Source organism: Agrobacterium vitis (assembly GCF_014926405.1).
Taxonomy (GTDB): domain Bacteria; phylum Pseudomonadota; class Alphaproteobacteria; order Rhizobiales; family Rhizobiaceae; genus Allorhizobium; species Allorhizobium vitis_H.
In genome coordinates this window covers 463,901-483,589 of sequence record NZ_JACXXJ020000005.1, presented here as the reverse complement: position 1 = coordinate 483,589, position 19,689 = coordinate 463,901, and the positions used below count along the sequence as shown (strand labels likewise).

The window sequence follows — 19,689 nt, the reverse complement described above, 5'->3', positions numbered from 1 at the left end:
TCAGGCTCCTTGGGACAGGACAGGTAAGGGTGAAGGCCCAAGGCGCGTCAGCCGCCCGGCCTCGATATGTGCGTCGATCACTTGCCGTTCCGCAGCGAAAGGATGGCCATCCCAACCCTGGTGCGAAAAGCCTGCAACGAAAATCCGATCTCCGGCAAAAGCCGGATCGCGAAGAACATGGCTCATCACTACCAGGCCGCTGCTCGGCGTGACATAGAGACCGGGATCGTAGGGGTCCAATGCCGCCACTGCGGCCTCATGGGCCAAGGCGGGCAAAACGACGTGATCCTTGCCATTGCTGCGGGCAAATTCGGCAAAATTGTCGGTTTGATCCTCAAACAGATCGTCAAGTTCGGGAAAATTGACCAGAATATCCGGCTTCATCGCCTCGAATTTCGCGGGATCGCGCACCGACCAGATCGCGCCGCTGGTATCGACCGGCGGGCTGTTGCGCCAGGCGCAATCGGCCAGCATGGCCTTGGCGGGACGTCCGGTATTGCACACCGCCATCACATCGGTGCGGTGTCCGGCCAGGCCGAAATTGCGCGCACCATTGAAGCGGATGACCATATCGGCAGCATCAATGGCGTCCGCAACCTCCTGAGGAACCTCACCATTGCCAATGATCATGATCTTGCGATCCATGCCTGTCCAATCCGCTTATCGAGTTTCAGCCAAGGATTTCAATTCCTTGGTTCGCGTTTTCGTCATCTCCGCCTTGCAGGCGGCAACCTCCATGGGCTCCATCGTGCCACCCCGGACATAAAATCCCTGCGCCTCACATTGACCGTCACGGTAATCGATCCAGGCACGCTGGGCTTTCAGCAAGGCCTTTTCAGCCCCCTTGAGGTCATCGTCCAGCGTTGCATCCTGCTCGACGAAGACCTTGCGGGTGATTTTCCATTGGGCATTCATGGCCTTGTCCGCCGCGTCGAAATCCTTGATCGCACAGGCCGTCATATCGCTCTGGGTTTTCGGGTCCTTGCAATCAAGCGCTTGCGCCAGAACACCATGGCCAGACCACATTACCCCAAACCCTGCCAGCATGATCAGCCGCGAAACAGGCGTCATAGCGGCCCCATGACCTTCTGGCGAAAGCCATAGACCTCGCGCTTACCGGCCAGCGGGATCAGCGTCACTTCCCGCGTCTGGCCCGGCTCAAAGCGCACCGCAGTCCCCGCCGGAATGTCCAGCCGCATGCCGCGCACCTTATCCCGGTCGAAGGACAGTCCCGCATTGGTCTCGAAGAAATGATAATGACTGCCCACCTGCACCGGACGATCGCCGGTATTGGACACTTCAATCGTCACGGTCGGCTGACCGGCATTCAGCTCGATCTCGCCACTCGCGGCAATGATTTCACCCGGTTTCATCACTGTCTCTCCCGTCATCGGTTCCCGGCAGGCCGGAAAACCACATTGTTCATGCATGAAATAATACATCCGCAACGACCGGATGGATCACCGATCAAACCGCTCGGCCGGGCTTGCAGCCTTCCGCCTTCAGAACCCGCGTGGTGGATGGCGGATTGTTGGCGAGCTTGCCCGCCGGGCGGATGGGTCTGCGCACCAGTTCGCCGCCGCAATTGGGGCAGATCCCGGCCAGCACGCCCTCAGCACAGGCAGCGCAATAGGTGCATTCGAAGCTACAGATCATCGCCTCGCGGCTTTCAGGCCGCAGATCGCAGTCGCAGCATTCACAGTTCGGGCGAAGCTCCAGCATGGCGTCAGCGGATCGGTTCGTGGACGGTCACCAGCTTGGTGCCATCGGGAAACGTCGCTTCGACCTGCACGTCATGGATCATTTCGGCAATGCCATCCATCACCTGATCGCGGGTGATCACATGGGCGCCCGCCTCCATCAACTCGGACACGGCACGGCCATCGCGGGCGCCCTCGACGACGAAATCGGAAATCAGCGCAATCGCCTCAGGATAGTTCAGCTTGACGCCGCGCTCCAGCCTGCGCCGGGCGACCATGGCCGCCATGGAAATCAGAAGCTTGTCTTTTTCTCTTGGGCTGAGATTCATGGGTGCTCCGAAAATGATGCCGGTTACAAGGTCCAGACTTTCGGCACAGACGCGCCGTCGCGCAAGGCCGAAATCACCGGAACCAATAATTTTCTAAGGGAAAATCCATCGCTGCTGATAAAACGGGCAACCAGCTTGTCATTCCACAGGCTTATGCCGACGTCACCAAGCCCCGACGGGCGGTCCGTCAACCGTTGCAGCGCCGCCATATGTGCCTCCGCCTGCCGTCCCGTATACAGCAATGTAGCAAAAGCGACCCTGCCGCCCAGCACCGCTTTTTCAGCGGTGAGATCGGCAATAGCGCCTGTTAGCGCCAGGTCTTCGGCATGAATGAGCCGCCCTGAGCGGCGGATGCGCCAGCGGTCGCGCACCAGACCCTGACGCATCGCTTCACCCATCGCCTTGCGACCCAGCAGAACGGCCTCGACACTGAGAAATTCCGCTGTCTCATGCAGATCAACCTCCAGCCTGCGAGTCAGGGAAGCCTGATCAAACAGGATGGATTCCTGCGGCAGCCAATGGACCGCCGCCCCCTCGCCGACCGTGATGCGGCTGCTGATCGACGCCGTATCGGCGGCAGCCTTGTAGATTTTCTCGCAGGCCTGGGTGGTCAGAGTCAGATGGGTGCCATCACCGACGGTAAAGTCCCAATCGAGCTGGTCGCCGCCGGTCAGCCCGCCGGAGGAATTGATCAGCACAGCCTCCATCCGGCCATCGAAACTTTCGGGGATACGGATCTTCGCACAGCCCTCCTGGAAGAAGGTTTCCAACCGGCTGCGGCCTTGAAACAGCTTGGTGTCCAGCCGCCCGCTTCCTTTGGCGCGTTGCGGCTTGATCAGTATGGCGGGCTGTATGGTCATGCCTTCAACGCTTCGATTTCGAGAAGAAATCCCACATCATATCAGTGGCATTCAGGTCAAAGGAGACCTTGCCGATCACCTTCTGGATCTTCAGTGATGCAGTGCTGCCCGGCCATGTATGGCCCGCCCCCGCCAAACGGTAGGAGGCAATGCGCGCACCGTCCGAGCATTGAGCATACTCGGTGGTCTCGACCCGGCCCTCGGTTTTCACGGTGGGAGATTTGCACCCATCCAACTCCGCCCAGCGATGCAGTGCGGCATCGGCGCCGTAGCCCCAATAGGGCAGGCCCGGCCCGGCAATCGGGTTGATCTTGTCGTCCAGCCCGGCAAAGGCGATCAGCGACATCGGTTTGGCCGGTTTGCAGGTCGCAGCATCCGGCACGAAACCATCGCCTTCACGCTTCGGCGTTCCCGCCCGCAGGCCGACGACCAGACCGGCAGCGGCAAAATCGGTGTTTCCATCGCAAAGATATTGCGACACCATCCGTCCGCCGCCGGAATAGCCGGTGGCGTAGAAGCGCGCCGGATCAACACATAAATTGTCTTCGACAGCCTTGATCACATCGCGGATATAGGCTTCCTCATCGGCCTCGCCTTTGGCGACGCCCGGCACGTTCCAGGCGAAATAGCCCGCCCGCTTGGTGGGCATCGACCCTTGCGGCGCGACAGCGATAAAGCCTTCGCGCTCAGCCACCCGCTCCCATTCGCTCCGGTCCAGTTGCTCATTGGCATTGCTGTCGGAACCGTGGAAATCGAACACGACCGGCACCTTGTCCTGGCCGCTATAGCTGGAGGGAATGAAATAGGAAAACACCCTCTCATGTCCGCCAGAGGTCAGTGTCATATCATAACGGCCCACATCCCTGGGCTGACCGCAGCCAGCTGCCGATGCGGAGCCGGTCGAAAGCGTCAGAAGGGAAACGAGTGTCGCAATCGCCACAACGGACAGAGTACCAACTCTTCGCAGAACGGGCTTTTCGCATTGATTTTCAATATTTTGCATATAGTCCTCCGCAGCGGGGCCACGGTAGCAAAAGACCGATACTATGCAAAATGAAAAAATCTGGCACATACTGGATGCGCAGACGAGTGTCTGTCAGGGTCAGATCGAACCTGACAGACAGAACCTAAGGCATCTGTCTGGATCAGCGCACTACAGCGCGTCCGCCGACATCGGGCTTTCCACCGCCTGCGGCTTGACCTTGGCCTTCATTGTCACCGAGCAGGCAGGGTTTACAGAGGCCGTTGCGCCAGCAGCCGGTTTTGCGCCATCGGCACAGGCATTTTTGGCGATATTGTCGGCGATCAGACGGCCATCGCCACTGTCGAAGAAAGCCCACATCCGCTTGGCCGCATACATGTCTTCCTGGCTCTTGCCATCGACGCTCTTGCCATCAACGGCCTTTGCCTTGGAATTGGCAGCAGCCAATGAGAAGCCGATAGTCTGAGCGGGCCAGTCATGCGTCTGATCGGCAATCGTATAGGACAGGATGCGGGCGCCGCCCTTGCAGCGCTCGAATTCCGCCGAGGAAATTTTCGTCCCCTTGACGATCTTGCGTTCGCCCTGGCAGCCATCCAGCTCGGCCCAGCGGTTAAGTGCCGCTTCGCCGCCATATTGCCAATAGGGTCTTCCGCCGCCTGCATAGGGATTGGTATTGTCCTTCAGTCCCCAGAACGCGATGATCGACACCGGACGGCCCGGACGGCAGCTTTGCGGATCGGGCAGCCATTTTCCCTGATCGGGTCCAACGCCCTGGCGCGGCGTGCCCGCCCGCAGGCTCATGACGAAACCGGCAGCCGAGAAATCGGTATTGCCGTTGCAGATATATTGCGACAGCATCCGCCCGCCACCCGAATAGCCGGACGCGTAGATCCGGTCGGGATCGACACAGAACTTGGCCTTGACCAGCGCCACGGTGTCGCTGAGATAAGCGGCATCATCCGGCCCTTTGGCTTCGGTTACTGTAGAGAAAGATGCGCTTGGCGAAACAGATGCACTGGGCGAAACAGCCGCACCTGGCGCGGTCGGGCTTGTCAGGCTCGCGTTGGTTACGGTCCCATTCGAAACTGTGGCATTTGGCGAAACTGTGGCATTCGGTACGGTCACACCAGGCACGGGGACCACACCCGGTACGTTCCAGGCATGGGTGCCTTCCGCCTTGCCATTCAAACCGCCCTGTGGGGCAATGACGATGAAGCCGTTTTCCCGCGCCACGTCGGACCATTGGCTGCGACCCAGCTGATCGCGGGGAAAGCTGTTTGACCCGTGCAGATCGAACACCACAGGCACCTTGGCCTTGCCGGTATAGCCTTGAGGAATGTAGGCGACCGCCGTACGCTCAATGCCACCGGACGTGAATGTCAGGTCCTGTAACCCGGCCCGGACGGTCACGCCGCAGCCGCCCGCCGCGTAAGCAAGGCCACCCGGCACCATCATGGAAACGCCGAGTGTGAACAGGCACAACAAAGTCTGGGCAGATGTGCGCGCGAAAAAACCCGGCCGCCGCAGGCCAGTCAGTTCATCGAATGTCATGAGGTCGCCTTGTTATTAGCACTCGGCGGAAAATACCACATGTTCCGCAGGCTTCAACTGAAACCTGATAACAAATGATCAAGGCTGACATGCGTCAAACACAAAGCGTGAATATACTATGAATATACCCGGTAATTTCACATTAAAAACAAGAGATTACGCTCCAAACTCGGACACAGCATCCCATGCCTGAATGCGACATTATACCGTAAGGTGGCGGCGAGCCTCGACCGTATCCAGCGTTTCTGCACCGCCTTCATGGACGATTTCGCCGCGATCCATGATGTAGACATGGTCGGCAAGCTCCCGGCAGAAGTCGAGATATTGCTCGACCAGCAGGATCGCCATGCCGGTTGAATCCCGCAAGTAGCGGATCGCCCGACCGATATCCTTGATGATCGATGGCTGGATGCCCTCGGTCGGCTCGTCCAGCACCAGGATTTTCGGGCGGGTTACCATGGCTCGGCCAATCGCCAACTGCTGCTGCTGGCCACCCGACAGGTCGCCGCCGCGCCGCGACAACATGGTCTGCAAAATAGGAAACAGCGCGAAAATATCGTCCGGGATCGTCCGATCCTTGCGCTTCAGCGGCGCAAAGCCGGTTTCCAGATTTTCCTTGACCGACAGCAGCGGAAAGATCTCGCGCCCCTGCGGGACATAGCCGACCCCGTGCCGCGCCCGATTGAATGGCGCCATGCCGTTCAACACCGTGCCTTCAAAGGCAATCGTGCCGCCGGACACCGGATGCTGGCCGGTCACGGCGCGTAAAAGCGAGCTTTTACCCACCCCGTTGCGACCCAGCACGCAGGTAATCTTGCCCATCGGCGCGGTGATATTCACGCCGCGCAGCGCCTGGGCGGCACCATAGTGAAGATTGAGATTTTCAACTGTCAGCATCTTCTTACCCTCACCGCCCCAGATAATTCTCGATCACTCGTGGATCGTTCGAAACAAAATCGATCGAACCTTCGGCCAGCACCGAGCCTTCGGCCAGGCATGTCACCTTGACGCCGAGATCGCGGATGAAACCCATGTCGTGTTCCACCACCACGACCGAGCGGGTCTTGGAAATTTCGCGCAGCAGAATGGCGGTCTCGGCGGTTTCGGCATCGGTCATGCCCGCCACCGGCTCATCGACCAGCAGCAGTTTCGGCTCCTGCGCCAGCAACATACCAATTTCCAGCCATTGCTTCTGGCCGTGGGACAGGTTGGCGGCAAGATCGTTTTTGCGGGCGGTGAGCCGGACGGTTTCGAGAATGGTATCGATCCGCTCACGGTCCTTGGGCGTCAGCCGGTAAAACAGCGTTGAAAATACCCCGCGCGGCTTGTTCAGCGCCAGTTCCAGATTGTCCCAGACCGTATGGCTTTCAAACACCGTCGGCTTCTGGAATTTGCGGCCAATGCCGAGCTGGGCGATTTCGGCCTCGTCACGCTTGGTGAGATCCACCTTGCCGCCGTCGAAAAACACCTCGCCGCTGTCAGGCCGTGTCTTGCCGGTGATGATATCCATCATCGTCGTCTTGCCCGCGCCATTCGGGCCGATAATGGCGCGCAGCTCCCCCGGCTCAACCACGAAGGACAGGGAGTTCAAGGCCCGGAACCCGTCAAAGGAGACACTGACCCCGTTGAGATAGAGAAGCGAATTGGTGGTTTTATCAGCCATGGTCTCACTCCGCCGCCTGAGGTTTGCGGTTCAATGCCTCGGCCTCCGTCACTGCCTTGTCCTGCCTGCGCCGGAGAAGGCCTTGGGTGACTGTGCCGACAATGCCCTTGGGCAGAAACAGCGTGACGGCCACGAACAGCCCGCCCAGCGCAAACAGCCAGGCATTGGGAAACAGGCCGGTAAACACCGTCTTGCCGCCATTGACCAGCACCGCGCCAATGATCGGGCCGATCAGCGTGGCGCGCCCGCCAACAGCGGTCCAGATCACCACCTCGATGGAATTGGCCGGTGAAAACTCACCGGGATTGATGATGCCAACCTGCGGCACATAGAGCGCACCCGCCACGCCCGCCATCATTGCCGAGACCACGAAGGCAAACAGCTTCATGTTTTCCACCCGGTAGCCGAGAAAGCGGGTGCGGCTTTCCGCATCGCGGATGCCAACCAGCACCTTGCCGTATTTGGAGCGAACGATGGCCGAGACTAGCAACAAGGAGCCAGCCAGAAACAGTGCCGAGAGCGAAAACAGCGCCGCACGTGTGCCATCGGCCTGGATATTGAAGCCGAGGATGTCTTTGAAGTCAGTCAGGCCGTTATTGCCGCCAAAGCCCATATCGTTGCGGAAGAAGGCCAGTAGCAGCGCATAGGTCATCGCCTGGGTGATGATCGACAGATAGACGCCGTTGACCCGCGAGCGAAACGCAAACCAGCCGAATACGAAGGCGAGCAAGCCGGGCGCCACCAGCACCATCAGTGCGGCAAACCAGAACATGTCGAAGCCGTGCCAGAACCAGGGCAGTTCCTTCCAGTTCAAAAACACCATGAAGTCGGGCAGGATAGGATCGCCATAGGTGCCGCGCGGGCCAATCTGGCGCATCAGATACATGCCCATCGCATAGCCGCCGAGCGCGAAAAACGCCCCATGGCCAAGCGAAAGAATGCCGCAAAAGCCCCAGACCAGATCGAGCGCCAAGGCCAGCATGGCATAGGTCAGGTATTTACCAAACAGCGCCACCAGATAGGTCGGCATATGCAGCGCGCTGTCGGGCGACGTGGCAAGGCTGAGGATCGGCACCAGAATGGCGAGCGCGATGAGAATGGCGATGGCGACGAGGATCTTGGCGTCCAGCGAGCGCAGAAGAAATGCCGTGATCATGCTTCCACCGCCCTTCCCTTGAGTGCGAAGAGACCGCGAGGCCGCTTCTGGATGAACAGGATGATGAGAACCAGAACCAGGATCTTGCCCAATACCGCACCGGCATAGGGCTCAAGGAACTTGTTCAGAATGCCAAGCGAAAACGCTCCCACCAGCGTGCCCCAGAGATTACCGACCCCGCCGAACACCACGACCATGAAACTGTCGATAATGTAGGTCTGGCCGAGATTGGGCGAAACATTGTCGATCTGGGACAGCGCCACACCCGCCATGCCGGCAATGCCCGACCCCAAAGCAAATGTGAAGGCATCGACCCAGGGTGTGCGAATGCCCATCGAAGACGCCATGCGCCGGTTTTGGGTGACGGCGCGCATCTGCAAACCGAAGGCGGAGCGCTTCAACAGCATCAGCAGCGCGAAGAACACCGACAGCGAAAACACCAGGATCCACAGCCGGTTCCAGGTGATGGTCAAGCCGCCAAGCCCAAACGAGCCGGACATCCACGACGGATTGGCGACTTCCTGATTGGTGGGGCCGAACAGCGTGCGCACCAACTGCTGCAACATCAGCGAAATGCCCCAGGTGGCGAGCAGGGTTTCCAGCGGACGGCCATAGAGAAAGCGGATGACGCAGCGCTCGATCACCAGGCCAAAGATGCCGGTGACGGCGAAGGCGACCGGCAGGGCAATGGCCAGCGACCAGTCAAACAGCTCAGGCGCGTTCGCCCGGATTGCCTGCTGGACGATGAAAGTGGAATAGGCGCCGAGCATGACCATTTCGCCATGCGCCATATTGATGATGCCCATGACGCCAAAGGTGATGGCCAGACCAATGGCCGCCAGCAGCAACACCGAGCCGAGCGAGATGCCATAGGTGATGTTCTGCGCCGTATTCCACAGCGCCACATCGCTCTGGATCTTGGCGATGGCCGCATCGATATCGCCCTTGAGGGCCGGATCGACTGTTGGCGCGGCATTGCCGAGAATGGAAATCGCATCCTGGCCGCCCACCGCGCGAATAAGCGCAATGGCGGCACGTTTTTCCTCAAGCGAATGGTTGGAGGTGATGACCGAAACGGCGCGGGCCTGAGCCAGCAGGGTTTTCACCGCGCCATCCTGCTCCTTGGCAAGGGCGGTGTCGAGCAATTCGAGATTGTCTTCTGAGGGCGCCTTCAACAGCGCATCGGCAGCGGCAAGCCGCACCGTGCGGTCAGGGCTAAGCAGGGTCAAGCCGCCTTGTGCAGCGCGGATGGCGCGGCGCAAACCATTGTTGATCTTGATCTTCACCAGCCCGCCCTTGGCTTCCTTGCCGACTTCGGCACCGCTCAAAGGATCGACCAACGTCAGCTGGCTGCCCGCGGGCTTGGCGATAAACACATTGCCATCGGCCTTGCGCAGATAGAGATCGCCACCGCTCAGGGCTTCCAGGGCCGGAACCACTTTGAGATCGCCAGTGCGTCCGAGATCGCCGACGATCTTTTCGGCATCGGTGAAATTGGCCGTGCCCAGCGCCTTGATCAGGCTAGCGGGGTCTTCCTCGGCGCGGGCCACGCAAAGGCCAAAAGCCAGGATCAGCAAAAGCCCGGCAACCAGCACAGAGGACAGATGGTTCAAACAGGATCGCAATTTTCGGCCCCTTTTATTTGGTGGCGTCGTTCGCTGTGCATGCCATTTTTGTTTTGATCTGACGCTTACCCCCTCTGCCCTGCCGGGCATCTCCCCCTCAAGGGGGGAGATTGGATGAGGTATCGGCCCAATTTCCTTTTGAACCGTCAATTCAGGCGCAGGGCTCAGACAGATGTTAAAGGCCAACTCCGGGCCGATCTCCCCCCTTGAGGGGGAGATGGCTGGCAAGCCAGAGGGGGGTAAGCCACGTATCAAAACGATAAAAAGATACACCGGGAGAAAAAGCTGCGGATGCTTTATGCACCCGCAGCAAGTTTCAGGCTGGGAAGCTTAGGAGCCCTTGCCGCCGCACTTGCCGGACTTGACGTTGAAATTGCCGCAGTTCATCGGCAGGCGCCAATCGGCGATCAGGTCCTTGCTGTCGGGGAGGAAATCCGACCATTCATCGCCAACCACTTCCGGCGTCTGGGACACGATGTCGAACTGGCCATTTTCCTGGACTTCGCCAATCAGCACCGGCTTGGTGATGTAATGGCTCGGCATCATCGTGGCATAGCCACCAGTGAGGTTCGGTACGGAAACGCCGACCAGCGCGTCGATGACCTTGTCGGGTTCGGCAGAGCCTGCCTTTTCGACGGCCTTCACCCACATGTTGAAGCCAATATAGGCGGCTTCCATCGGGTCGTTGGTGACGCGCTTGTCGTTCTTGGTAAAGGCATGCCAGGTCTTGATGAATTCGGCATTGATGGGCGTATCGACGGATTCGAAGTAGTTCCAGGCGGCGAGATGGCCAACCAGCGGCTTGGTGTCGATACCGGCCAGCTCTTCTTCGCCAACCGAGAAGGCCATGACCGGAATGTCTTCCGCCTTGACGCCCTGGTTGCCGAGTTCCTTGTAGAACGGCACGTTGGCATCGCCATTGACGGTCGAGATAACAGCGGCTTTCTTGCCGGCCGAGCCGAATTTCTTGATGGCGGCGACTTCGGTCTGCCAGTCGGAGAAGCCGAACGGCGTGTAGTTGACCATGATGTCTTCCTTCTTCACGCCCTTGGACAGAAGATAGGCTTCGAGAATCTTGTTGGTCGTGCGCGGATAGACATAGTCGGTGCCCTCAAGCACCCAGCGCTGCACGCCTTCGTTTTCCATCAGGTAATCGACGGCGGGAATGGCCTGCTGGTTGGGCGCAGCACCGGTATAGAATACGTTGCGCTCGCTTTCTTCACCCTCGAACTGCACGGGGTAGAACAGCACCGAATCCAGCTCCTTGAACACGGGCAGAACCGACTTGCGCGACACCGAGGTCCAGCAACCGAACACCGCCGAAACCTTGTCCTTGGAAATCAGCTCGCGGGCCTTTTCAGCAAATAGCGGCCAGTTGGAGGCCGGATCGACCACGACAGGCTCAAGCTTCTTGCCGAGAACGCCGCCCTTCTTGTTCTGCTCGTCGATGAGCATCAGCATGGCGTCCTTCAACGTCGTTTCCGAAATCGCCATCGTGCCGGAGAGAGAATGCAGAATGCCGACCTTGATCATGTCTTCGGCGGCAAACGCACCGTGGAAGGCGGTGGTGGACAGCATGGCACCGACAAGTGCGCTCGCCAGTTTGGACTTGAAGTTCATTTCAGGTTCCCCTCTTTTTGAATTCTGGAGTGAGGGGACTATCGGCTGCTGCGCTGCAAAATCGTATACGTCAATTGACGTAGGTCACAGTCTAAGGCAGCGCTGTCCCCCACAAAAATAGGGGATTAGCCGTCTAAAATTGCCGCCATGGGTTTATGATACTTGATTTCCGTCGAATTTGAACCTTATTACCTGACAAGGATCTCATGGAGAGCATCCTCATAGACCGCTCATATAGCTGATGTAGAATAGAGCGGCGGCAATCTGTTTCGAAAGTCATTCATGCCTTTTTCACCCCGGCGACGGCTTCTGAAGGAAGCGACCGCCGATGCTCATGCCGAACTCGATGCAGTGATCGGCGATTTTTCCTCTCCTGCCGCCTACCGCGCTTATTTGCTCGGAATGGCCCGTTTTCGGCTGCCATTGGAAGAGATGATTGCCCAACAGGCCCAGCGGGCATCCTTCACCACCTGGCCCGGGACTTGGCGGCCAGTGATGATCGGCAATGGCCTGCGGGCCGATCTGAAGACACTTGAGCTGGAGGACGAGCGCTGGCAGGCACCGGTTCCCCAGCCACAAAAGACCGAAGACTGGCTGGGCCTATTCTATGTGCTGGAAGGCTCCGCACTTGGCGCAAAGCTTCTGGCAAAACGGGCCGCCCTGCTTGGTTACGGTCCCACCCATGGCGGGGCGCATCTTTTTGCCCAGGCCGGGAACTTTTCGAGCTGGCCCACGTTTTTACATCTTATGGAGGAACTGCGGGATCTCGATGAAGGGAAGCTCGTGGCCTTTGCCAATGCAACCTTTGCTTATGCCTACGCTGCCTTCGAAAGCCCCATGCATGCCTGCTACGCAGACCGTTGATCTCACCAATTGCGACCGCGAACCGATCCATATTCCCGGCAGTATCCAGCCGCATGGCTGCCTGCTGGCCTGCGACGCGGAAATGGCCGTTGTTCTGCGCCACTCCGCCAATGCCGGAGAGATGCTCGGCGTCAAAGGCGCGATGAATGGTGAACAGGTGCATGTGCTTTTAGGTGACGACGCCACCCATGACATGCGCAATGCTCTGGCGACGGCACCTGAAGCCTCACGCCCCGCCCTGTTGCCCAATCTGCGCCTCAGCTGCGGCCAGGTTTTCAACGTGAGCGTCCACCGCCAGCGCGCCACTGTGATCATTGAACTGGAACCAGCCAAGGGCGAGCGCGATCCCTTGCAGTTGGCGCGGGAAATGATCGGGCGGATCAAGGATGTCGACCATATCGACAAGCTGATCCGCACCTCCGCCAGGCTGGTGCGAGCGGTGCTCGGCTATGACCGGGTGATGATCTACCGCTTCGACAATGACGGCTCCGGCAAGGTGGTGAGCGAGGCCAAGTCGATGGAGCTGGAAAGCTTCCTTGGCCAATATTTCCCGGCATCCGACATTCCACAGCAGGCCCGCAAGCTCTATATGCAAAATTCCATCCGGGTGATTTCCGATGCAAGCGGCCACAAGGTGGCGATCGAGCCGGAACTGGATGCCTCCGGTGAGCCGCTTGACCTGTCCTTTGCACATTTGCGCAGCGTTTCGCCCATTCATCTGGAATACCTGCGCAATATGGGGGTCGGCGCGTCGATGTCCATCTCGATCCTGTTGAATGGCGAGCTGTGGGGCCTGATCGCCTGTCATCATTACCGCGCAAAGACCCTGTCCATGGCGCAACGGGTCGCCGCTGAATTGTTTGGCGAGTTTTTCTCCCTGACACTGCTTGCCCTGAAGCAGAAACACAAGCTTGACCTGGCCACTGGCACACGCCAATCGCTGGACCGCTTTCTGCACCTTGCCTCCCACCACGAAAATCTTGAGGCGCTGTTTGGCGAATGCCTGCCGGAATTCAGCAGCCTCGTGCCCTGCGATGGTGCGGGCCTTTGGATGAACGGGACCTGGACGGCCATTGGCACCTGTCCGCCGCCTGCCGAAATCGAACCGCTGATACGCTTCGTCAACGGCATTGCCGATGGACAGACCTGGGCCAGTCACGCCTTGTCCCAATTTCTGCCCAGAGCCGAAAGCTATTATGAGACGGTCTCCGGCGCCATGGTCGTGCCGCTCTCGGAAATTCCCCGCGATTACCTGTTGTTTTTCCGCAAGGAACGGCTGCAAACCCTCAATTGGGCTGGCAATCCCGATAAATCCTATGAGATCGGACCGCTGGGCGACCGGCTGACGCCACGCAAGAGCTTCGCCATCTGGAAGGAAGCCGTCACAAAGCAATCGGACCATTGGAGCGAAAGCGACAGGGAGGTCGCGGAAGCCATTCGCGCCGTCACCGTCAAGGTGGTGCTCCGGCATAACGAATTGATGCAGGAAGAGCGCAACAAGGCCGACATCCGTCAGCGCGTGCTGAATGAGGAATTGAACCACCGGGTCAAGAATATCCTGGCGGTGATCAAGTCGCTGATCGGTGTTCCCACCCGGCCGGAACATCAGCTGAGGGATTATGTCACCTCGCTGAAGGGCCGCGTCCACGCCCTGTCCCATGCCCATGACCAGGTGATCCGCGGCAGCGGCAGCGGCCAGCTGAGCGAGCTGCTACAGGCCGAGCTTGGTCCTTACCGCACTGAGGGCACCACACTCTCGCTTGGTGGCCCGATGGTCGTGCTCGATAGTCGCGCCTATGCCGTCACGGCCCTGGTTGTCCACGAGCTTGCGACCAATGCGGCGAAATACGGAGCACTTTCGCGCATCGGTGGCACGCTTGACTTGACTTGGCGCTGGACGCAAGAGGGAGATTGTGAAATTCTGTGGACGGAAAGCGGCGGGCCAACGGTGACCGCGCCGACACGCCGGGGCTTTGGCTCCGCCTTGATAGACCGTAGCATTCCCTATGATCTCGGTGGTAAGAGCACCGTGAATTATAACCCACACGGCCTGAATGCGTATCTTTTGCTTCCTGCCCGTTTCCTGTCCGGTTCCGGACACGAGCCGGAAACCACACACGCCCCGCCCCCGGAGACAGAGACCAGATCCATGGCCAATATCGACAAAACCCTGCCGATCCTGCTGGTTGAAGACCAGATGCTGATTGCGATGGATGCCGAAATGATGCTGGGCGATGCCGGCTTTACCACTGTCATGACAGCAGGCTCCGTGCCGGAAGCCCTGGCGCAAATCAAGGTCACAGCCCCTGCCGTGGCCGTGCTCGACATCAACCTTGGCAATCATACCTCCGTGCCGGTGGCCCAGGAGCTGCACCAGCGGGGCATTCCCTTTCTGTTTGCCACCGGCTATGCCGAGCGGTCGATCATTCCGGAAGCCTTCGGCGACGTTACGATCATCAACAAGCCTTATGATGGAGAGGCGCTGGCCGATGCGGTGCTGAGCCTGTTGCGCCAACCGGACGCCACCACCAGCTAAAATAGAGAGAAGCGAAAGCCTGTCTGGTTCAATCAGAACCTGACAGGCTTTCGCGGATATCCAGGACTATCGTGCGTATCGAAACGATGCCTGTCAGCCAGCCGTGCTGTTGCGCAGCTTTTCCGCCTCGGCGTAGAATTTCTTTTCCCACTCATTGTGGTTGTCGAGCCCCTCGCGGATGAAAGGCGTGAAGATCGCCATATTCATCAGCGCCCAATTGACCAGACGAGCCGGGAATTTCAGCGGTTTGGCGAAATCGACGAACAGCACGACGCGGGTCTTGTCGGTGTGGTTCCAGGCTTCGTGCTCATAGGCATCGTCGAAGATCAGCACCTTGCCCTCTTCCCAATGGCAGATCTGGTCCTTGACGCGGATGGCGATCTGGTCGCGCGGTTCCGGTACGATCATCCCCAGATGCAGGCGCAGCACGCCGTTATAGGGACCGCGATGGGCGGGTAGATGCTTGCCGGGTTCGAAAATAGAAAACATCACCGTGGTCAGGCCGGGAATGGCCTGCATGGCCTTCCAGGTTTGCGGGCAGGCCTTGATATTGGCCCCGGACTTCACACCGAAACCAAGCAGGAAGAAGGTCTTCCAGCGGTTGTCCGTGGAAATCGTCTTCACATCGGTGGAAATATCCTGAAAGCTCGGCAGCTCGCTCTGACGAAGCAGGATCTGGTCCAGCTCGGCGCGAATGGCCGGATAGGCCTTTTCCACCTCCGCCACCCAGGGAAAAGTGGCATTGTCATAGACCGGTGGATTGCCAAGCTTGGCATATTTGTAATTCAGCTTTTCCGCCCAGGCGACGATGCCCATGAAAAACCGGGTAATGCGGCTTGGCCGGTCCATCGGCTGAATGCCTGATGTGCCGAAGGTCTGTTCATTGTCCACACCGGTCGAAGGCTGAGAGGCTGGCATATCCATCGGTATCACTTTCTGATGCAACAATTGCGTATCGCGGTGCCGATCACACCGGCGCAGGCGTTGAAAAACCCAAACGCCCGAAAAATGGAAAAATAGAGGCAAACCGGATTTCGTCCAGCCGCCACAACCCTGTCACCCCGCATCTTCTCGAAGCACTGTCACAATTCCAGTTTCCTGCGCAATGGAAAAACAGCAGGAAGCGGCGCGAACATCGCCAAGCGCCCTTGCAAAACCCCCGGCTTGCCGTGACAGTATCCATCCATCCTGTTTCCCATCAGAAAGCATCCGATTTCCGGCATGGCCGCACGCCAACGCATCATTCCCGTCCGACGCCAATATAATCGCTGGGTGGCCGACCAGACGCTGGAAGATTATGCGCTGCGCTTTACCGCCAAAAGTGCGCGCCGGTTTTCCTCCAGCCGGATTTCCCAGACCGCCATCGGCGCGATTTCCTTTCTGGCGCTGGAGGCGATTGGCGGCACGATCACGCTATCCTATGGCACCACCAATGCGTTTTTCGCCATTCTGGTCGCTGCCGTCCTGATGTTGCTGGTTGGCCTGCCGATCAGCCGTTATGCGATCCGCGAAGGCGTCGATATCGATCTTCTGACCCGTGGTGCTGGCTTCGGCTATATCGGCTCGACGCTGACCTCGCTGATCTATGCCAGCTTCACCTTCATGCTGTTTGCCATCGAAGCCTCGATCATGACGGGGGCCTTGGCGCTGGCCTTCGGCATTCCGCCCTCAATCGGCTACATTATTTCGGCTGTTGTCGTCATTCCGCTGGTCACCTACGGCATCCAGCTGATCTCGAAATTCCAGCTCATCACCCAGCCGATCTGGATCGTGCTGAATATCGCGCCTTTCGTGTTCATCGCCTTTCAGGACTGGGAAAAATTCGACCTTTGGCGGGCCTTTGCCGGCATTCACCAATCCAATGCCGGAACGCAGAGCGTAGCGCCGTTTCGTCTCGCCGATTTTGGTGCCGCCTCCGCCGTCATCCTGGCGTTGATGCCACAGATTGGCGAACAGGTGGATTTTCTGCGCTTCCTGCCGCCGGAAGGCGGGCGCAAGCTGCACCACCGTTTCATGGTGTTTCTGGCCGGTGCCGGCTGGGTGGTGCTGGGCGTGCCAAAGCTGCTGGCTGGTTCCTTCCTCGCAGTGCTGACGCTATCGACCGGCGTCACCTTGAGCGAGGCCGCCGATCCCGCCCATATGTACCTAGCCGCCTTTGGCTATATCCTGCCCAACCAGACGCTGGCCATGCTGCTGATGGTCGCCTTCGTGGTGGTGTCACAGCTGAAGATCAACGTGATGAACGCCTATGCAGGCTCGCTTGCCTGGTCGAATTTCTTTTCCCGCCTCACCCACAGCCATCCGGGCCGGGTGGTCTGGCTGGTGTTCAATGTCGGCATCGCGCTGCTGTTGATGGAGCTTGGCATCTACCGGCTGTTGGAAGCGACGCTCGGGATTTTCTCAATCATCGCCATGGCCTGGCTCTGCACGATTTCTGCCGACCTGTTCATCAACAAGCGGTTAGGCCTTGCACCCCCGGGCATCGAGTTCAAGCGCGCCCATCTCTATGACATCAACCCGGTCGGCTGCGGCACGCTGGTGATTTCGGCAGGTCTGGCGCTGGCCGCCCATTTCGGCCTGTTCGGGCCGTTGCTCGCCTCGCTCTCCACCTTCGTGACGCTGGTCGCCTTCCTGATTTCGCCGCTGATCGCCTGGAGTACCAAGGGCAAATTCTATCTGGCCCGCAAGCCGCGCCATGCCTGGAAAAACCTTGGCCATATCACCTGTTCGATCTGCGAACATCCGTTCGAGCCTGAAGACATGGCCTGGTGCCCGGCCTATGCCGCGCCGATCTGTTCGCTGTGCTGCTCGCTGGATAGCCGCTGCCATGACATGTGTAAACCGAAGGCCCGGCTGAACACCCAGGTCGGCACCGTCGCCCGCACAGTCCTGCCCAGCACGGTGATTGAAAAGCTGACGACCCGGCTTGGCCGCTATGCGATGACCAGCATCGGGGCGATTTCGCTGGTGGGCGCGATCTTAGCGCTGATTGCCCATCAGGTCTCCGCCGCCTCGCCAGAGACCGAAGTGGTGGTCAATGCGACGGTGCTGATCGTGTTCTTCGTGTTTTCGGTGATTGCCGGCATCGCCACCTGGTTCTACGTGCTGGCCCATGACAGCCGATTGGTGGCGGAAGAAGAATCCTATCGCCAGAACAGCCTGCTGTTGAAGGAAATCGCCGCGCATCGCAAAACCGACGCCGCGCTTCAAACCGCCAAGGAAACGGCAGAAGCCGCCAACCGCGCCAAGAGCCGCTATGTGGTGGGCCTCAGCCATGAATTGCGCACCCCGCTCAACGCCGTGATGGGTTATGCGCAATTGCTGGAGCAGGACGATACTATTCCGGCTCCGCGCCAATCCGCCATCCGGGTGATCCGCCGCTCCGCCGACCATCTCTCCGGGCTGATCGACGGGCTGCTGGATATTTCCAAGATCGAGGCTGGACGCTTGCAGGTGTTTTCCGCCGAGTTGAACATCCATGATTTCCTTGATCAGATCCTCGACATGCTGCGCCCGCAAGCCGAGGCCAAGGGCCTGACCTTCACCCACACCCGCGCCAAGAACCTGCCGCAATATGTGCGCGCCGACGAGAAACGGCTGCGCCAGATCCTCGTCAATCTGCTGTCCAATGCCATCAAATTTACCGATGCGGGCACGGTCAGTTTCGACATTGCCTATCGCAGCCAGGTCGCCAGCTTCACCGTGACCGATACCGGGCGCGGCATTGCCGAAAAGGATCTGAGCCGGATCTACGAACCCTTCCAGCGCGGCGAGGCCGACACGATCCGCCCGATGCCGGGGCTGGGGCTGGGCCTGACCATTACCAAGCTGCTCACCAATACGCTGGGCGGCGAAATTGCCGTGGAGAGCGAGAAGGACAAAGGCACGACCTTCCGGGTGCGGCTGATGCTGTCTTCCGTCGACCGGCCCAGCACGGCACCCAAGGCGGAGCGCAAGATCCTCTCTTATGACGGCCCGCGCCGCACGATTGTCGTGGTCGATGACAACGAGGATCACCGCGAACTGATGCGCGAGGCGCTGGCGCCCCTGGATTTCATTGTGCTGACCGCCACGGGTGGGCCGGATTGTCTGGCGCTGATCGAAGGTGTCAAACCCGATCTTTTCCTGGTCGACATTTCCATGCCCGGCATGAATGGCTGGCAATTGGTCGAGCGGCTACGCGATGCTGGCCAGAGCGCGCCGATCCTGATGCTGTCGGCCAATATCGGCGATGGCGCGGTGCGCGAGCCCGGTTCCGGCGGCCATAACGACGCCATCCCCAAGCCCGTCGACGTGAAAATGCTGCGCGACAAGCTGGCTCGCCACCTGAAACTGCGCTGGCTCTATGCCGAAGACATGCCGCCGCCCGCCCCCGCCTTGCCCGCTGGTACGCCGCGCGATCCCGGCCTTGCCCACCGCGAGGACCTGCGCAAGCTGGCCGAAATCGGCTATATCAGGGGCTTGGAAAACAAATTGCAGGAATTGGCCAAGACACCGGATATGCTGCCCTTCACCGACGAATTGCGCCCCTTCGTCCAGGCCTTCGACATGGCCGGGCTGATCGCCTGTCTTGATCGCTATCAGGAGGGCGCAGCATGAGCGTGCAGAGGCCATCGCCCAACCGCAAATCCATTGCCGGTCTTGCGCCGAGACATCCCCCAGCCGATCTCCCCACCCGAGGGGGAGATGGCCGGCAGGCCAGAGGGGGGCGACTTGGTGTAAAGGCTTGTTTTACGCAACGCCTCACTCCGAGGTCTGGCTTCGCCCCCCTCATCTCCCTGCCGGGGTCTTCTCCCCGATGGG

17 protein-coding genes are annotated in these 19,689 nt (G+C 59.4%); 3 read left to right on the top strand and 14 right to left on the bottom strand.

The window, feature by feature from the left end:
• The 13 genes from IEI95_RS13295 to urtA form a co-directional block, all read right to left on the bottom strand.
• Entirely contained in the window at nucleotides 1-645 is a 645-nt protein-coding gene (locus IEI95_RS13295; protein WP_156535397.1) for a Urease operon accessory protein, read from the bottom strand.
• Nucleotides 646-660: 15 nt separating this feature from the next.
• Nucleotides 661-1,071, bottom strand: coding sequence for a lysozyme inhibitor LprI family protein (locus IEI95_RS13290; protein WP_156535395.1), 411 nt, complete (start codon nucleotides 1,069-1,071; stop codon nucleotides 661-663).
• Entirely contained in the window at nucleotides 1,068-1,373 is a 306-nt protein-coding gene (locus IEI95_RS13285; protein WP_015916908.1) for an urease subunit beta, read from the bottom strand. Before IEI95_RS13285 ends, IEI95_RS13290 begins: the two co-directional genes overlap by 4 nt.
• Nucleotides 1,374-1,467: 94 nt before the next feature.
• Nucleotides 1,468-1,722, bottom strand: coding sequence for a DUF1272 domain-containing protein (locus IEI95_RS13280; protein ID WP_194416553.1), 255 nt, complete (start codon nucleotides 1,720-1,722; stop codon nucleotides 1,468-1,470).
• 4 nt (nucleotides 1,723-1,726) lie between these two features.
• Nucleotides 1,727-2,029, bottom strand: coding sequence for an urease subunit gamma (locus IEI95_RS13275; protein WP_015916910.1), 303 nt, complete (start codon nucleotides 2,027-2,029; stop codon nucleotides 1,727-1,729).
• 23 nt (nucleotides 2,030-2,052) lie between these two features.
• Nucleotides 2,053-2,889: an urease accessory protein UreD gene (locus tag IEI95_RS13270; RefSeq protein ID WP_194416552.1), complete on the bottom strand. Its 837-nt coding sequence runs from the start codon at nucleotides 2,887-2,889 to the stop codon at nucleotides 2,053-2,055.
• Nucleotides 2,890-2,893: 4 nt separating this feature from the next.
• Nucleotides 2,894-3,892 carry a CE1 family esterase gene (locus tag IEI95_RS13265; RefSeq protein WP_174089702.1) on the bottom strand — a complete coding sequence of 333 codons (999 nt, stop codon included), beginning with the start codon at nucleotides 3,890-3,892 and terminating at the stop codon, nucleotides 2,894-2,896.
• 150 nt (nucleotides 3,893-4,042) lie between these two features.
• Nucleotides 4,043-5,422, bottom strand: a complete 1,380-nt coding sequence (locus IEI95_RS13260) for a CE1 family esterase (protein WP_156535389.1) — start codon at nucleotides 5,420-5,422, stop codon at nucleotides 4,043-4,045.
• Nucleotides 5,423-5,623: 201 nt separating this feature from the next.
• The gene (gene urtE / locus IEI95_RS13255; protein WP_015916914.1) at nucleotides 5,624-6,319 is read right to left on the bottom strand and encodes an urea ABC transporter ATP-binding subunit UrtE; all 696 of its coding nucleotides are present in this window, start codon (nucleotides 6,317-6,319) and stop codon (nucleotides 5,624-5,626) included.
• Between the two features lie 10 nt (nucleotides 6,320-6,329).
• Nucleotides 6,330-7,085, bottom strand: a complete 756-nt coding sequence (gene urtD, locus IEI95_RS13250) for an urea ABC transporter ATP-binding protein UrtD (RefSeq protein ID WP_060718133.1) — start codon at nucleotides 7,083-7,085, stop codon at nucleotides 6,330-6,332.
• Between the two features lie 4 nt (nucleotides 7,086-7,089).
• Nucleotides 7,090-8,241, bottom strand: a complete 1,152-nt coding sequence (gene urtC / locus IEI95_RS13245; RefSeq protein ID WP_156535386.1) for an urea ABC transporter permease subunit UrtC — start codon at nucleotides 8,239-8,241, stop codon at nucleotides 7,090-7,092.
• Nucleotides 8,238-9,956 carry an urea ABC transporter permease subunit UrtB gene (gene urtB, locus IEI95_RS13240; protein ID WP_420360050.1) on the bottom strand — a complete coding sequence of 573 codons (1,719 nt, stop codon included), beginning with the start codon at nucleotides 9,954-9,956 and terminating at the stop codon, nucleotides 8,238-8,240. Before urtB ends, urtC begins: the two co-directional genes overlap by 4 nt.
• Nucleotides 9,957-10,196: 240 nt before the next feature.
• Nucleotides 10,197-11,486, bottom strand: coding sequence for an urea ABC transporter substrate-binding protein (urtA, locus tag IEI95_RS13235; protein ID WP_156537037.1), 1,290 nt, complete (start codon nucleotides 11,484-11,486; stop codon nucleotides 10,197-10,199).
• 282 nt (nucleotides 11,487-11,768) lie between these two features.
• On the opposite strand from urtA, the gene IEI95_RS13230 reads away from it, so the two are divergent.
• Both IEI95_RS13230 and IEI95_RS13225 read left to right on the top strand, forming a co-directional pair.
• Nucleotides 11,769-12,350, top strand: a complete 582-nt coding sequence (locus IEI95_RS13230) for a biliverdin-producing heme oxygenase (protein ID WP_156537038.1) — start codon at nucleotides 11,769-11,771, stop codon at nucleotides 12,348-12,350.
• Nucleotides 12,328-14,886, top strand: coding sequence for an HWE histidine kinase domain-containing protein (locus IEI95_RS13225; RefSeq protein WP_194416551.1), 2,559 nt, complete (start codon nucleotides 12,328-12,330; stop codon nucleotides 14,884-14,886). Before IEI95_RS13230 ends, IEI95_RS13225 begins: the two co-directional genes overlap by 23 nt.
• A gap of 93 nt (nucleotides 14,887-14,979) precedes the next feature.
• Here IEI95_RS13225 and olsC read toward each other — a convergent pair whose 3' ends face one another.
• Complete coding sequence (olsC, locus tag IEI95_RS13220; protein WP_156537040.1) at nucleotides 14,980-15,810, bottom strand: ornithine lipid ester-linked acyl 2-hydroxylase OlsC; 831 nt, start codon at nucleotides 15,808-15,810, stop codon at nucleotides 14,980-14,982.
• Nucleotides 15,811-16,107: 297 nt separating this feature from the next.
• Between olsC and IEI95_RS13215 the strand changes: the two genes are divergently transcribed.
• Nucleotides 16,108-19,485 (top strand): hybrid sensor histidine kinase/response regulator, encoded by a 3,378-nt coding sequence (locus tag IEI95_RS13215; RefSeq protein ID WP_156537041.1) that lies wholly within the window; start codon nucleotides 16,108-16,110, stop codon nucleotides 19,483-19,485.
• Nucleotides 19,486-19,689 lie beyond the last annotated feature (204 nt).

Coding starts and splice junctions, on each gene's coding strand:
- IEI95_RS13295 (WP_156535397.1), bottom strand. CDS start 645: ATGGATCGCAAGATCATGATCATTGGCAATGGTGAGGTTCCTCAGGAG.
- IEI95_RS13290 (WP_156535395.1), bottom strand. CDS start 1,071: ATGACGCCTGTTTCGCGGCTGATCATGCTGGCAGGGTTTGGGGTAATG.
- IEI95_RS13285 (WP_015916908.1), bottom strand. CDS start 1,373: ATGAAACCGGGTGAAATCATTGCCGCGAGTGGCGAGATCGAGCTGAAT.
- IEI95_RS13280 (WP_194416553.1), bottom strand. CDS start 1,722: ATGCTGGAGCTTCGCCCGAACTGTGAATGCTGCGACTGCGATCTGCGG.
- IEI95_RS13275 (WP_015916910.1), bottom strand. CDS start 2,029: ATGAATCTCAGCCCAAGAGAAAAAGACAAGCTTCTGATTTCCATGGCG.
- IEI95_RS13270 (WP_194416552.1), bottom strand. CDS start 2,889: ATGACCATACAGCCCGCCATACTGATCAAGCCGCAACGCGCCAAAGGA.
- IEI95_RS13265 (WP_174089702.1), bottom strand. CDS start 3,892: ATGCAAAATATTGAAAATCAATGCGAAAAGCCCGTTCTGCGAAGAGTT.
- IEI95_RS13260 (WP_156535389.1), bottom strand. CDS start 5,422: ATGACATTCGATGAACTGACTGGCCTGCGGCGGCCGGGTTTTTTCGCG.
- urtE (WP_015916914.1), bottom strand. CDS start 6,319: ATGCTGACAGTTGAAAATCTCAATCTTCACTATGGTGCCGCCCAGGCG.
- urtD (WP_060718133.1), bottom strand. CDS start 7,085: ATGGCTGATAAAACCACCAATTCGCTTCTCTATCTCAACGGGGTCAGT.
- urtC (WP_156535386.1), bottom strand. CDS start 8,241: ATGATCACGGCATTTCTTCTGCGCTCGCTGGACGCCAAGATCCTCGTC.
- urtB (WP_420360050.1), bottom strand. CDS start 9,956: ATGCCCGGCAGGGCAGAGGGGGTAAGCGTCAGATCAAAACAAAAATGG.
- urtA (WP_156537037.1), bottom strand. CDS start 11,486: ATGAACTTCAAGTCCAAACTGGCGAGCGCACTTGTCGGTGCCATGCTG.
- IEI95_RS13230 (WP_156537038.1), top strand. CDS start 11,769: ATGCCTTTTTCACCCCGGCGACGGCTTCTGAAGGAAGCGACCGCCGAT.
- IEI95_RS13225 (WP_194416551.1), top strand. CDS start 12,328: ATGCCTGCTACGCAGACCGTTGATCTCACCAATTGCGACCGCGAACCG.
- olsC (WP_156537040.1), bottom strand. CDS start 15,810: ATGGATATGCCAGCCTCTCAGCCTTCGACCGGTGTGGACAATGAACAG.
- IEI95_RS13215 (WP_156537041.1), top strand. CDS start 16,108: ATGGCCGCACGCCAACGCATCATTCCCGTCCGACGCCAATATAATCGC.